This window comes from Buchnera aphidicola (Floraphis choui), assembly GCA_039830045.1.
Classification (GTDB): Bacteria; Pseudomonadota; Gammaproteobacteria; order Enterobacterales; family Enterobacteriaceae; genus Buchnera_B; species Buchnera_B aphidicola_AX.
The window spans coordinates 278,257-293,018 of sequence record CP140044.1; the positions used below are offsets into that span (position 1 = coordinate 278,257).

14 protein-coding genes are annotated in these 14,762 nt (G+C 23.3%); 8 read left to right on the forward strand and 6 right to left on the reverse strand.

The window, feature by feature from the left end; translation table 11 throughout:
• Positions 1 to 41: 41 nt before the first annotated feature.
• The 7 genes from purB (at position 42) to lipA (ending at position 8,016) form a co-directional block, all read left to right on the forward strand.
• Positions 42 to 1,430, forward strand: coding sequence for an adenylosuccinate lyase (purB, locus tag UAT33_01235; GenBank protein ID XBC44070.1), 1,389 nt, complete (start codon positions 42 to 44; stop codon positions 1,428 to 1,430).
• Between the two features lie 276 nt (positions 1,431 to 1,706).
• Positions 1,707 to 2,171: a transglycosylase SLT domain-containing protein gene (locus UAT33_01240; protein XBC44103.1), complete on the forward strand. Its 465-nt coding sequence runs from the start codon at positions 1,707 to 1,709 to the stop codon at positions 2,169 to 2,171.
• Positions 2,172 to 2,278: 107 nt separating this feature from the next.
• Positions 2,279 to 3,064, forward strand: coding sequence for an SDR family oxidoreductase (locus UAT33_01245; protein ID XBC44071.1), 786 nt, complete (start codon positions 2,279 to 2,281; stop codon positions 3,062 to 3,064).
• A gap of 248 nt (positions 3,065 to 3,312) precedes the next feature.
• Entirely contained in the window at positions 3,313 to 5,253 is a 1,941-nt protein-coding gene (locus UAT33_01250; GenBank protein ID XBC44072.1) for an exoribonuclease II, read from the forward strand.
• 273 nt (positions 5,254 to 5,526) lie between these two features.
• Entirely contained in the window at positions 5,527 to 6,174 is a 648-nt protein-coding gene (locus UAT33_01255) for a YchE family NAAT transporter (protein XBC44073.1), read from the forward strand.
• 106 nt (positions 6,175 to 6,280) lie between these two features.
• A complete protein-coding gene (lipB, locus tag UAT33_01260) occupies positions 6,281 to 6,889 on the forward strand; it encodes a lipoyl(octanoyl) transferase LipB (protein XBC44074.1) in 609 nt (202 codons plus the stop codon).
• A 185-nt stretch (positions 6,890 to 7,074) separates the two neighbouring features.
• Positions 7,075 to 8,016 carry a lipoyl synthase gene (lipA, locus tag UAT33_01265; protein ID XBC44104.1) on the forward strand — a complete coding sequence of 314 codons (942 nt, stop codon included), beginning with the start codon at positions 7,075 to 7,077 and terminating at the stop codon, positions 8,014 to 8,016.
• A gap of 10 nt (positions 8,017 to 8,026) precedes the next feature.
• Here the strand turns inward: lipA and pyrF are convergent, their stop codons facing one another.
• Positions 8,027 to 8,743 (reverse strand): orotidine-5'-phosphate decarboxylase, encoded by a 717-nt coding sequence (pyrF, locus tag UAT33_01270; GenBank protein XBC44075.1) that lies wholly within the window; start codon positions 8,741 to 8,743, stop codon positions 8,027 to 8,029.
• Positions 8,744 to 9,253: 510 nt separating this feature from the next.
• On the opposite strand from pyrF, the gene ribA reads away from it, so the two are divergent.
• A complete protein-coding gene (gene ribA, locus UAT33_01275) occupies positions 9,254 to 9,844 on the forward strand; it encodes a GTP cyclohydrolase II (GenBank protein ID XBC44076.1) in 591 nt (196 codons plus the stop codon).
• Between the two features lie 461 nt (positions 9,845 to 10,305).
• Here the strand turns inward: ribA and cls are convergent, their stop codons facing one another.
• The 5 genes from cls to trpA all read right to left on the reverse strand — a co-directional run bounded on the left by cls (position 10,306) and on the right by trpA (position 14,753).
• Complete coding sequence (gene cls / locus UAT33_01280; GenBank protein XBC44077.1) at positions 10,306 to 11,766, reverse strand: cardiolipin synthase; 1,461 nt, start codon at positions 11,764 to 11,766, stop codon at positions 10,306 to 10,308.
• Between the two features lie 294 nt (positions 11,767 to 12,060).
• Positions 12,061 to 12,468, reverse strand: coding sequence for an acyl-CoA thioester hydrolase YciA (gene yciA / locus UAT33_01285; protein XBC44078.1), 408 nt, complete (start codon positions 12,466 to 12,468; stop codon positions 12,061 to 12,063).
• A 27-nt stretch (positions 12,469 to 12,495) separates the two neighbouring features.
• Positions 12,496 to 13,029, reverse strand: coding sequence for a septation protein IspZ (gene ispZ / locus UAT33_01290; GenBank protein XBC44079.1), 534 nt, complete (start codon positions 13,027 to 13,029; stop codon positions 12,496 to 12,498).
• A 22-nt stretch (positions 13,030 to 13,051) separates the two neighbouring features.
• Positions 13,052 to 13,807, reverse strand: a complete 756-nt coding sequence (locus tag UAT33_01295) for a YciC family protein (GenBank protein XBC44080.1) — start codon at positions 13,805 to 13,807, stop codon at positions 13,052 to 13,054.
• A gap of 133 nt (positions 13,808 to 13,940) precedes the next feature.
• Positions 13,941 to 14,753: a tryptophan synthase subunit alpha gene (trpA, locus tag UAT33_01300; GenBank protein ID XBC44081.1), complete on the reverse strand. Its 813-nt coding sequence runs from the start codon at positions 14,751 to 14,753 to the stop codon at positions 13,941 to 13,943.
• Positions 14,754 to 14,762 lie beyond the last annotated feature (9 nt).

The window sequence follows — 14,762 nt, forward strand, 5'->3', positions numbered from 1 at the left end:
TTTAAAAATTTTTTGTATTCTTAAAAAGGGGTAAGTAAATAATGATATTATCATCTCTTACTGCTATTTCACCGATTGATGGCCGTTATAGTAATCATACTACTAAATTACGAGATATTTTTAGTGAATATGCATTTTTAAAATTTCGTGTAAAAGTTGAATTATTATGGTTAAAAAAATTATTAACATTAAACGAAATAAAAACATCTTCAAAGGAAAGTGAAACTATTGATCATCATATTGATATTATTATCAATAATTTTAATGAAAATGATGCTCAAAATATAAAAAAATTAGAAAAAACTATCAATCATGATGTAAAATCAATAGAATATTTTTTAAAAGATAAGCTATTTAAAATGTTAGGCACACATAGAATTATAAATTTTGTACATTTTTCTTGTACTTCAGAAGATATAAATAATTTAGCTTATTCTTTGATGTTAAAAACTGCTAGAAAAAAAGTTATTATCCCAATGTGGGAAAACATCATTAAAGAAATAAAAAAAATTATAGCTCATTATTATAACTTTCCTATTTTATCTCGTACCCATGGTCAACCGGCTACTCCATCAACTATAGGAAAAGAAATGGTTAATTTTTCTTATAGAATTGAACGTCAACTTAAGCAACTTAAAAATATTAATTTGCTGGGTAAAATTAATGGTTCTACAGGAAATTATAACGCTCATTTTTCCGCTTATCCTAATATAAATTGGCATCAAATTAGTCAAGATTTTGTATCCTCTCTTGGATTAGTTTGGAATCCATACACTACTCAAATTGAACCACATGATTATATTTCCGAATTTTTTAGTTGTATAGCTAGAGTTAATACAATTCTGATTGATTTTAACCAGGATATGTGGGGATATATTTCGTTAAATTACTTTATTCAAAAAAATAATCCTGGTGAGGTTGGATCGTCTATTATGCCTCATAAAATAAATCCTATACATTTTGAAAATTCTGAAGGTAATCTGGGATTATCTAATGCCATAATCAATTTTTTTGTTAACAAGTTACCTATTTCTCGTTGGCAAAGAGATTTAAGTGATTCTACAGTATTACGTAATATAGGAGCAGTTATAGCTTATTCAGTAATAGCATATGATTCTCTTATATTAGGAATTCAAAAATTAAAAGTAAATGAAGTACAACTATTAGAAGATTTAGACAAACATTGGGAAATATTAGCAGAACCTATTCATACTATAATGTGTAAATATGGTATAAGAAATTCTTATGATAAATTGAAATTATTAACTAGAGGGAAAAAAATAAATTCAGCTGTAATTCATAGTTATATAAACAGTTTAACTATTCCAGAAGAAGAAAAAATACAACTAATTCAATTAACACCTATGAATTATTTAGGTTTATCAACGAAATTAGCAAAAAATTTTAAACATCAGCAATATTATGAATAATATTAATAATTTTTCTAAAATAACATTCATATATTATGTTTTGATGTTTATCACTATTTAAAGTTTATAAAGTAGTTCAATTACATTTAAATTAAATTAAAAAGATAAGTTATTTATGTATAAATTATTTCGATTATTAAAAAAAAAATAGTATTAAATACGTATATCATCTTTATTTTAGTTTTATTTTGCAAATTTCATAATTTACAAAAAAATCATAAGACTTATTCTTATAATCATTTTTGTTCTTATAAATTTATACATTCTTGGTCACATATTGTTAAAAGAGCTTCAAAAAAATATGGAGTTGATTCAAAATTAATTGAATCGATTATTTGTATTGAATCAGCTGGAAATAAAAAAGCTATTAGTAGTTCTAAAGCAATAGGATTAATGCAAATAAAACCTCGTAGCGCTGGAAGAGAAGTATATCGATTTCAAGGTAAAAATGGTCAACCATCTATTTACGATTTATATAATCCTAAAATTAATATTGATATAGGAACAGCATATATTTATATTTTACAACATCAAGATTTGTCAGGAATTCATAATTCGGAGATATTGAGATACGCGACAATCGTATCATATGTAAATGGATCTAACATGCTTTTAAAAACTTTATCTAATAATAGAAAGACAGCAATACAAAAATTAAATAAAATGAAAAAAAAGCAATTTTTTAATCATATAAAAAAAAACATCCAGCGATACAGGCGTGGAAATATCTTAAGAAAGTAATGATGATTTATCGTATAATATAATGTTCTTATATTAAAAAACAGTTAAATTTGTTTAAAATTATCTATTATTAAGTGAAATATAAATTATTTTATAGGATTATTTTTATGGGTTTTATGAAAGGAAAAAAAATTTTAATTACTGGAGTAGCAAATCGATATTCTCTTGCTTTTGGTATAGCAAAAGCTATGCATTCACAAAATGCTAAATTGGCATTAACATATCATCTCGATAAAGTAAAAGATAAGGTTTTCTCTTTGGCAAAAGAATTAGGAATTAATATTGTATTTCCGTGTGATGTTTCTAATGATGAGAGTATAAAGCAACTTTTCTTAAATATATCAAAAAAGTGGAAAAAATTTGATGGATTTGTTCATTCTATTGCTTTTTCTCCAAAACATCAAATGTCTGGAGACTATGTAAATAATATAAATAGAAATGATTTTCTAAAAGTACATGATATTAGTTCTTATAGCTTTGTAGGTATGGCTAGAGAATGTAGATCAATGTTAAAAAAAAACTCTTCTATTTTAACTCTAAGTTATATAGGTTCTAAAAAAGTAATACCTAATTACAATATTATGGGTATTGCAAAAGCTTCTTTAGAATCTAATGTAAGATATATGGCAGGTAGTATGGGAGTAGATAATATTAGGGTGAATGCGATTTCATCTGCTCCTATTAAAACCCTATCTGCATGTGGAATTAAGAATTTTCGAAAAATTTTAAATTTTAGTAATTCTATTTCGCCTTATAACAATCCAGTTACAATTCAAGATATAGGTAATACTGCGGCATTTTTATGTTCTAATTTATCTAAAGGTATTACTGGTCAAATAATTTATGTAGATGGTGGATTTAATATTGCTACTATGAATACAGTAGATAATTAAAAAAATTACGTTATTTCATATATTTTATTTAATTTATAATTCTATTTTATTTCACATAAATATAAAATGAAGATAGTTAAATATAACAATTTTTTATGTCGCTCTTTATAAATTACTTCCTCTATTTTTTATATTGTTAGAACCAACCAAGTAATATTTATACATAGTTGTAACTACTAAATAGTATATAAAAGTATTAATATAAATAATTAAATTTTTATTTTATTTTAAATATAGGTTTTATAATTATGTTTCACAATCATCCATTACTTTCAAAATTAAAAAAAAAGCTATGTTCTAAAATACCTCGCATTGAAGGAATAGTAAAAGGTACAGAAAAAGGATTTGGATTTTTAGAAATAGATTCTCGAATTAGTTATTTTATACCACCAAAAGAAATGAAGACAGTAATGCATGGAGATCGTATTATTGCACAATTAAAAATTGAAAATTCTCGAGAAATTGTTTATCCAGAAAAATTAGTAGAACCATTTCTATCTAAATTTGTTGGAAAAATTTACAAAATTAAAAATAAATTTTATATTAAACCAGATCATCCATTTTTAAAAGAACTAATTATTTGTATAGTTTCTTGTGTATTACCAAAAAATATCCAAACTGGAGATTGGGCTATAGCTATATTAACTCAACACAAATTAAAAGGAGATTATAGATTTTCTGCAAAATTAATTAAATTTATTGTTGAAGAAAAAAACCCGTTAGTACCGTGGTTAGTAACTTTATCACGTCATCAATTAGAAATACTAGAACCTAATCTACAAGCTGATAATATTACTTTAAATGATAGCTATTCAAGAATAGATCTTACTAACTTAAACTTCATTACTATTGATCATACTTCTACTAAAGATATCGATGATGCTTTATTTATAGAGCAACAACCGTCTGGATCATTTACATTAATTGTTGCTATTTCCGATCCTACTGCTTATATTGATTTAGGGAGTGTATTAGATATTACTGCACGTGAAAGAGGATTTACCAATTATTTGCCTGGTTTAAATATTCCTATGCTTCCTCGTATTTTGTCTGAAGATAAGTGTTCGTTGAAAATGGATCAACGTCGCCCCGTTATTGCTTGTAAAATGTTATTTAATTGTGATGGAAAATTATTATATGAAAAAACTGATTTCTTTTTAGCGTGGATTACATCTAAATCTCAATTATCATATGAATCTGTATCAGATTGGTTAGAGAATAAAGGAACATGGTATCCAGAATCTGATGTGATCGCTAATCAATTATATTTATTAAATAATTTTTGTAATTTAAGAATTAAATGGAGAAAAGATCACGCACTATTATTTAAAGAACGTCCAGAATATGTTTTTAAATTGTCGAATGATTTCAACATATTAGGAGTATATATAGAACCTAGAAGAGTAGCTAATAGAATTATCGAAGAATCAATGATAGCAGCTAATATATGTGCAGGAAAGTTATTATCAGATAAATTAGGTTTTGGAGTATATAATACACATTCTGGTTTTGAATCTATTAATTCTGAATATGCTACTTCATTATTATCCAAGTATAATATTTCATTTAACATGAGTGAAATTCAAACATTAGAAGGGTTTTGTAAATTAAAACGTACATTAGATAATATATCTAACGAATATCTTGACAATCGTATTCAAAGATTTTTATCTTTTGGAGAAATTCATAATGTTCCCAAACCTCATTTCGCTCTAGGATTTCCAGTTTATGCCACATGGACATCTCCTATTAGAAAATATAGTGATATGATTAATCATCGTCTTTTAAAATCTATTATTACAGGAAAAGAAAAAGCTATTTCTCCTGATAATGAAATTTTGTCAAAAATAAGTGATCGACGTCGTAAAATGAGAATAGCAAAAAGAAATATAGAAGATTGGTTATATGCTATTTTTTTAAAAAAAAGATATTATAAAGAAAAAATATTTGACGCTAAAATAACAGATATATTTCGTTCTGGAATGAAAGTAAAATTAATAAAAAATGGAGCTAATGTTTTTATACCAGCTCCTTTTTTACATAGTGTTAAACATGAATTAATTTGTGATAAAGAAAAAGGAATTGTGTACATTGTAGGAAAAGAATATTATATTATTTCTAATATCATTAAAATTATGTTGGTAGATATTAAAATAGAAACAAGAAGCATTATAGGAAAACCAATTTAACTTGAAAATATTATTATAAGTTTTATTTATTTATATTGTCTCTACGAATATCGTACTAGGACAGTAATAATGGTATTTTAAAAACATACTTTCAATTAAAATTTTCTTAGACATATTAGTAAATTTAATATTATATTTTAAAGTTTAATAAAAATAATACAATATATTTAAGAATTTCAATATGTTATTATAATTTTTATATTGAATATTATTTATTTTATTTATGTATTATTTTTAATTTTTATCTAATTTATAATGATTTAGGAGTAAAATATGAATGTTCCTGTTTTTGATTTATCTGTATATATAAGTTTTTTTTTCAGTTTATTTGCTTTAGTTAATCCCATCGGTATGATTCCTATTTTTACTAGCATAACTAATGCTCAATCTGTAAAAGAAAGAAATCAAACAAATTTTGTTGCAAATTTAGCAGTAATTTTTATTTTATTTTTTTCCTTGCTTTTTGGTAATATTATTTTAGATTTGTTTAATATTTCTTTGAATTCTTTTCGTATTGCTGGAGGAATATTAATTATTTCTATTGCATTTTCTATGGTTAATGGAAAGTTAATAGCAAATATCAAGCAAAATAAAAATACAAGTTTAAAAAGCAACTTAACTAATAATATTGCTGTCGTACCATTAGCTATGCCTTTGATAGCAGGTCCAGGAGCAATTAGTGCTACTATAATTTGGAGTACTCATTATTCTAGTTGGATTAATACATTAGGATGTACTATTACAATAATTCTTTTTTCATGTTTATGCTGGTGTTTATTTAAAATTGCACCTTTAATTGTAGATATTATAGGAGAAAGTGGAATTAATGTAATGACTCGCATCATGGGTTTGTTATTAATGGCTATAGGTGTTGAATTTATTGTTGTAGGTTTAAAATCTATTTTATTTAATTATATATGAAGTTTTTCTTATTTATAAAAATATAATATTTTATGTTATTTAAACGATATAATTTTAGAAATTCAAGTTTTTTATATTATGTTATTTATATGGTTGTTAAGTAATAGTGAAATGTAACATTAAAATTCGAAATTTAGGGTTTCGCCATATTAAACCCATATCAAATCATATGGAAAATTTTACTATTATGCGAAATAGATTCGTATTAGATGAAATATGGTTAGTACAACATTACCCAATTTTCACTATTGGAGTAAGTGAAAAAAAGCACACTTGGTCTATTCCTAAGCATATTCCAATTATATTTAGCAATAGAGGTGGAAAAATAACATATCATGGTCCTGGGCAACTAGTAGTATATTTTTTATTAGATTTAATACGTCGTAAAATAAATATTAGCCAACTTGTTTTATTAATAGAAAAAATTGTATTATCTACTTTAAAATGTTTTTCTATTCGTGCATATACAATGAAAAAATTTCCTGGAATATATGTTAATAATAAAAAAATATGTTCTTTTGGGTTACGTATTAAAAAAGGTTGTTCTTTTCATGGTATGGCATTAAATATTGATATGGATTTATCTCCATTTGATTATATTAATCCTTGTGGCAATAATATTAAGATGACTCAAATTATTGATATCAATCCCAATATAAATTTTAGAATTATTCAATTAGTATTAGTTAATAATATTAAAAAACATTTTCTATAAATTACATTTTTATATACGATATTAATTTGAAATTATTAATAATTAATATATAATATACTTCAAAAATTTATAATATAAGCATATTATAGATTTTTGAAAGAATAGGTATGATTTCTATATAATTTAATCATAGGAATACTAAAACTTATGTATAAAAAAAAAATAACTTTCTAAATAGCAAAAATATTAATATTTCTCGTAAAAAAGAAATATCTATAAGAGTTTTATCAAATTTCAATAATCAAATTTTAAAAAAACCTAATTGGATAAAAGTCAAATTTCCATCTAACATAAATAAAATTCATGATACTATAAATTCTTTAAGACAAAAAAAATTAAATACTGTCTGTGAACAAGCATTATGCCCAAATATATCAGAATGCTTTAATCAAGGAACAGTTACGTTTATGATTCTTGGAACAATTTGTACTAGAAGATGTCCTTTTTGTGCAGTAGATCATGGTAAACCATTAGCAATTAATTTAAAAGAACCACAACAATTATCTCAAGCTGTAATCGATTTGAATATAAAACATATTGTTATTACCTCTGTAGTACGAGATGATTTAGAAGATAGAGGTGCAAAACATTTTTTAAATTGTATTCAAGCTATTCGTAAAAAAAAGAACATCATAATTGAAATTTTAGTTCCAGATTTTAGAGGTGCACTAAAAAATGCTATAAAAACTATTAGTTTATCTCCTCCAAATATCTTTAATCATAATTTAGAAAATGTACCTAGATTATATAAATTAGTGAGACCAGGAGCAAGTTATAAGAAATCATTGAAATTATTGAAACTTTTTAAAGTTACTAACCCAAATGTTATAACTAAATCAGGTTTAATGTTAGGATTAGGAGAAACTAAAAAAGAAGTACTAAAAGTTATGAAAGATTTGTTTGATAATGGCGTTAGTATATTAACTCTAGGTCAATATTTACAACCTAGTACATTACATCTTCCAGTACAAAGATATCTTAATCCATTAGAGTTCTCTCAACTTGAAAAAGAAGCTCTTTCAATAGGATTTAAAAAAGCATTTTGTGGCCCATTAGTTCGTTCATCATATCATGCAGAATTTCAATACAATAATTTAATAAAATTTACTAGAAATATATGCAATTAACTATTATGTATCATTTATTTAGTTCTATTTGAATATTTTTTAATTCTATTAGTGGATTTTTTAAAGATGTAATAGCTCTTCCAATAATAATATAGTCAATATTACATTTCTTTGCTATTCTTGGGGTAATAACGTTTTTTTGATCATGAAAAGATCTTTTTTCTAGTCGAATTCCAGGAGTTAATATTTTAAAGTTATCTCCTAATTTTTTTCTTATATTTAATACTTCTTGACCTGGACAAATAATTCCGTCTAAATTACATTTTTGTGCTAATTTAGACATAACAAGTATATAATTTTTAATTGACATATTAATTCCTATACTTCGAATATCTGACTTGTCAAGACTAGTTAATATGGTTACCCCCATAATTAATGGTTTTTTTTTGTGAAATGATTGTAATGCTAATTTAGCTGATTGTAACATTTTTATTCCTCCACAAATATGAACACTAATCATCCATATTCCTAAATCAGCTGCAGATTTTATAGCCCCAAATACTGTATTTGGAATATCATGAAATTTTAGATCTAAAAAAACATTAAATCCCATTTTTTGAATTTTTTTTATAAATTTACATCCAAATAAGGTAAACATAATCTTTCCTATTTTTAGTGCATAAATATTAGGATCAAGACTATTTATTAATTTCATAGCTTTATTTTTATTAAAAAAATCTAAAGCAATAATAATATTTGGTTTTTTGGTAGCGTTTCGTAGTTTCATAGAACAAAATCTCATATTAATAAATTTTAATTTTATTAATTAGTTCTAGCATTATAAAGACTAATTTTAAATTTTCAAAAACATTTAATGATTTTAAAATAGAAATGTGACATCATAAATAACGTTGTTAGTTTTAACAAAATTAGATATTTAAAAAATTGTAGTTTTTTAAAGTTTAGTTGTATTTTCAAAATCAAAACATAATAATTTTAAAATTATACAATATTTATAAATTTTGAGAAATTTTAAGGATTATGAATTATATTTTAAAAAATTTACTTTATGTTATTAATATATTTTATAATTGTATATAAAACATAAAAATATAATAAGTTTTTTCATTTACTTAAATATATTTTAAGTTTACGAAACTTACATTCTGTTAAATAAATATTATCATTAATATAGTGATTATACGCTATCGATATTGTAACATATATGTTTATTATATATTTTAAAAACTACGTTTTTATAAATGTTAGATTTTAAACGAATAATAATGGAGAATATATGCAACTTAAAAGGATAGCGGAAGCTAAATTACCTACTATATTTGGTGAATTTTTAATGATTGTCTTTGAAGAAAAACATGGAGGAAAAAACCATATTGCTTTAGTTTATGGAGATATTAAAAATCGTCATTCTGTTTTATCAAGGATTCATTCCGAGTGCCTTTCTGGAGATGCATTTTTTAGTTTACGTTGTGATTGTGGATTTCAATTACAATCAGCGTTAATGACCATTGCTAAAGCAGGTAGTGGAATTCTAATATATCATCGTCAAGAAGGAAGAAACATTGGTTTATCAAACAAAATTCGAGCTTATGCATTACAAGATATAGGTTTAGATACTGTAGAAGCTAATCATTATTTAGGATTTTCTGAAGATGAAAGAGACTTCACTTTTTGTGCTGATATATTTAAATTATTAGATATTAAAACGATACGATTATTAACTAATAATCCATTAAAAGTAAAAATTTTAAATAAAAATGGTATAAAAATTATAGAAAGAATATCATTAATTTCAGGAAGAAATATTAATAATTTTAAGTATTTAAACACTAAAGCAAAAAAAATGGGGCATATTTTCCCAACTTAATATAAATTAAATTTAAAATTAATAATAAAATATCAATAAATAGTAAATATATTCCATTTCACTACAAAATAATTTGTATTTTTAAAAATATTTATTAATAAAATTATAAGAACATTATTAATAGTAAATTATTATAAAGATATGTAGGCATCTTGTACATTCCAAACTGTTAAGTGCCTACATAATAACTAGTTAACATGTTTTAAGAAATAATAATATAAGTAATAATTATTTAATATTATAAGAATGTAAATTTCAATAATTTAATAATATTTCTTTATAATAGTAAAATTTTAAATATTTATTATTTATAATTTTATTAATGTTTACATTATATAAATGTAGTATTTTATAAAAATTTCCTAATATTTTAGAAATAAAATTATTTTAAATTTATATTTTAATTTCTGAACACTTATATATTCATTAGATTTAATATTATTTTTATTTCTTTAAAAAATTTATAATAATGGACTTAATAAATAGAATAACTTTTCTATTATTTTCTCCCAATAAGACCTAATGGCCCATAATTTTGGATCTATTAATTTAGAATGTGAAATATACTCATTATGTAGTAAAAATAAATCTTTTCCAAAATTACTATCATCTACTACTAGTGTAATTTCAAAATTTAACCATAAACTTCTCATATCTAAATTTACAGTACCAATTAAACTTAATTGCATGTCTATTAAAATACTTTTACTATGTAATAATCCTTTTTCAAATTGATAAATTTTTACACCAGATTCTAAGAGTTCACTAAAAAATACCCGACTAGCCCATTGAACTAAAATAGAATCATTACTTTTTGGAATAATTAAACTAACTTCTACACCTCTTTGAGCAGCTGTACATATTGCATATAATAAATCATCACTAGGTACTAGATAAGGAGTAGTAATTATTATCTTTTTTCGCGCTGCATAAATAGAAGTTAATAATACTTGATGAATAATATTTTTAGTAAAACCCGGGCCAGAAGCAATTATTTGTATAGCAGAAGGATTATTTTTCTTTAAAGTAATAACTTTACACGTAGGTTGTTTTGGGAAAATTTTTTTTCCAGTTTCTATTTCCCAATCGCAAGAATATACTATTCCCATAGTAGTAGCTACTGGACCTTCTATTCGAATCATTAAATCTATCCATTTACCTATTTTCAATGATCTTTTAAATAAACGTGGATCTACTAAATTCATACTTCCTGCATATGTAATATAATTGTCTATAAGAATAAATTTTCGATGTTGTCTTAAATCTACTCTTCTAAGAAATAATTTATATACGTTTATCTTTAAAGCTTCAACTATTTGTATTCCAGAACTACGCATAATAGTTACCCATTTACTACGAAAAAAATTTATGCTTCCAGCAGAATCTAACATTATCCTACATTTTATTCCTCTTTGAGCTGATTTTATTAATGCTGTTGCTACATCATCTATTAATCCACCAGGTTTCCAAATATAAAAAACAATTTCAATATTATTCCTTGCTAAATAAATATCTTGTATTAGAGCTTTAATGACTTCTTGTGTATTTTTCAATAATTTTAACTTGTTATACTTAATACCTGATATTCCTTGTCTATGCTTGCATAGTTGAAATACTGAAGTTGCTACTTCACTATTATTATTTTCAAATATAAAATTACGGGATTTTAAATTATTTAACCATTTATTTTTTGTAGACCACATAGTACTAGCTAACTTTAATCTTCTCTTTCCAAGATAGAATTCTTTAAAAAATAACCAAGTTACAATACCTATTATAGGAAGTATATAAATTACTAATAACCATGCCATTGCTGACGGTATTGCACGGCGTTTTGAAAGTATACGAATTGTTATACTGACGATTAATAACCAATATCCTGAGATAATTAACCAAGTGATTATAGAATAAAAATTAATCATTTAATAATAATCCAGTTAACATTTCAAAATTTTAAATAATAAAATTAGAGTTCAATTTGTGATAATTTATAATATTTTAAAATATTTTTAAATGAAATATAAAATAATTAATTTTATCTTTATTAGTTATTATTAAATTATAATTAATAATAATACTGAGTTTGATATTTATGATTTTACTATTTAAAAAAGATATTTTAGAATATATTTTAAATTTTTAAAATATATTTAAATTTTAGAATTTATTAAATTAATACCATATGTTTTTATATAATAATTGATCTTTATATATAATTAAATTACACTTAATGGCAGTATATTTCTTGGTTTTCCTAATTTATCTACAGCTACATAAACAAATACTGCTTCTGTTGTACAATAACGCAATCCTAGAGGTTCTGAAGCAACTTTTTTTATCCATACTTCAACTTTTATAGTAATTGAACTATTTCCTATTTTAATACAACGCGCATAGCAACTCACAACATCGCCAACCATAACTGATTTTAAAAATGTCATTCCATTAACACTAACTGTAACTACTCTTCCTCCAGCAATCTCTTTAGCTAATATAGCTCCTCCTATATCCATTTGAGACATAATCCATCCACCAAAGATATCTCCATGTGCATTAGTATTTGCTGGCATTGCCAAGGTACGTAAAACTATTATTCCTTGTGGCAAATGGTATTGTTTATTCATAAAATATTCTCTAAATAAAATTATTAATTATTTGTTTTTAGAAATAGAATAATGTATGTAAATTCCATTGATAAAAATAAAAAATAATGTCAAGAAAGTTAGTCCAAAAACTTTAAAAAGTACCCACATATTTTCTGATAAATAAAACATAAAGTATACATTCATGCCAGCACATATTAGAAAAAAAATAGACCAAATAATATCTAAATTGTTCCAAGTAGAACGAGTTAACGTTATTTTTTTTTCTAATAATTTTTGAATTAATGGTTTTTTAAATAATAGATAATTAATTAAAAATAGAAAGAAAAAAAATAAATATATTATTGTTATTTTCCACTTAATATAGTTGCTATCATGCAATAACAATGTTAAGCACCCAAAAAATAAAACAGAAATACAATTTATGAGATCTAGTTTATCAATTTTGTTAAATAAAATTTTATTCAATATACATATTAAAAGTGTTGAAAGCATTAATACAGCTGATGCATTAAAAATATTATAAAATTTATATGTAATAAAAAAGGTTAAAATTGGAATAAAATTAAATAAATGTTTCATAAAGTTACGTCCAAAATTATGTTTATTTAAAGTATCGAAACGAACGCGATAACATATGAAAACGGAATAAATATATAATTAGTATAGAAGAAATTAAATTAATAATTATACTTAATAAGAAAAATGATATTGATTCAGATATGATGTTTATATCTGATAACAACATTAAAATAATTAGCTTTAAAAATATCCATATTATGATAGCAGGAGAAACTACTTTAAAATTATTTAACGTTATTTGAATGCTATCAATAATAGATTTTGTTATAGTTGTATTATTTATTATTAATATAATTGGAGATAAAGATAACAATATAAAAAATATTATTCCTGGAACAATTAATAATACTAATCCTAATTGAATTACTATTGTATTAATTAATATTAGTAGAAATACGCTCATAAATAAATATGGATTAGTTCTTTTTAATTCTAAAAAAAAATTTTCTTTTTTAAGTGATGTAAACTGTATGAATATTGTCAAAATACTTATTAAAAAAGTATTACCAATTAATGATGAACATAATTTTATTATCGAAAAAAGTAATAATTGTCTTTGTTGATCAGGAGTTAATGTTTGTATAAAATCAAATAATGAATGATAATGATTCGTTTTAAATTCATAGAAAATAGTCAAGATATTTAAATGTAAAGCAAAAATATTATCTAATATTGAAGTTATGCTAGAAGAAAAAAAAGTAATAATAAGTATTATTAACCATTTTTTCTTAAAAAAACTAATAGTATCACAGTATAATGAATTTGTCGTGATATGCATTCATGCTCCTTAAAGTAAAATATATTTCAATATTATATTCTATACAACATTTATTAAAATATAAATTATTCCAATACATTATATATTTATATTTGATATTAAATATCTTTTATTTATGACATAGTAAATAGCATTATTCAGCGATACTTGCTGCGATTTTTAAAGATAAAGATAATCTTTTTATCTCTTTTATAAGTTTTTTTTCATTATAAAAATAATTTTCAATTAATTGAATAATAATTGATCCACAAATAACTCCAGATATTCCTGATGATATAATTTGTTTTATTTGATTAGGATTAGAAATTCCAAAGCCTTGTATCAGAGGTGTCTTAGTTAATTGTCTTAATTTATTAATTAAATTTAATGGTGGCACTATTATTTTATCGTCTATTCCAGTTACTCCAGATCTAGATAATAAATAAATATATCCTTTGCTATATACAGAAATTTTTTCGATAATGTCATTTTTAGCATCAGGAGGACAAACAAAAACTTGTAATATATTATTGATCATAGCACATTGTCTGAAGCTATGTGATTCTTCAATTGGAAGATCTGCTATTAAAACTGAATCAATTCCAATATTAGAACATTTCAAATAAAAATTATTAATTCCAAATTTAAATATTAAATTTGCGTACAGCAGTAATCCTATTGGAATAGTAGAATATTTTTTACGTATTTCGTACAATACTGCAAAGCATTTATTAACGTTTATACCAGATTTAAAAGCTCTTAAATTAGCTTTTTGTACGACTTTACCGTCTGCTATAGGATCAGAAAACGGAATACCTAATTCTAGTCCATCTGCTCCATTTTCAATTAAAGTATCAATTATTTTTAAAAATGTATTAATTGATGGATCACCAATAACAATAAAAGGAATAAAACAACCTCTTTTAAATGGAATTAGTTTGTCATATAATTTTTGATAACGATTCATTATAAATAT

Bases quoted from the DNA above. Each gene is read 5' to 3' on its own strand.
- purB (XBC44070.1), top strand. From the start codon at position 42: ATGATATTATCATCTCTTACTGCTATTTCACCGATTGATGGCCGTTAT.
- UAT33_01245 (XBC44071.1), top strand. From the start codon at position 2,279: ATGGGTTTTATGAAAGGAAAAAAAATTTTAATTACTGGAGTAGCAAAT.
- UAT33_01250 (XBC44072.1), top strand. From the start codon at position 3,313: ATGTTTCACAATCATCCATTACTTTCAAAATTAAAAAAAAAGCTATGT.
- UAT33_01255 (XBC44073.1), top strand. From the start codon at position 5,527: ATGAATGTTCCTGTTTTTGATTTATCTGTATATATAAGTTTTTTTTTC.
- pyrF (XBC44075.1), bottom strand. From the start codon at position 8,743: ATGAAACTACGAAACGCTACCAAAAAACCAAATATTATTATTGCTTTA.
- ribA (XBC44076.1), top strand. From the start codon at position 9,254: ATGCAACTTAAAAGGATAGCGGAAGCTAAATTACCTACTATATTTGGT.
- cls (XBC44077.1), bottom strand. From the start codon at position 11,766: ATGATTAATTTTTATTCTATAATCACTTGGTTAATTATCTCAGGATAT.
- yciA (XBC44078.1), bottom strand. From the start codon at position 12,468: ATGAATAAACAATACCATTTGCCACAAGGAATAATAGTTTTACGTACC.
- ispZ (XBC44079.1), bottom strand. From the start codon at position 13,029: ATGAAACATTTATTTAATTTTATTCCAATTTTAACCTTTTTTATTACA.
- UAT33_01295 (XBC44080.1), bottom strand. From the start codon at position 13,807: ATGCATATCACGACAAATTCATTATACTGTGATACTATTAGTTTTTTT.
- trpA (XBC44081.1), bottom strand. From the start codon at position 14,753: ATGAATCGTTATCAAAAATTATATGACAAACTAATTCCATTTAAAAGA.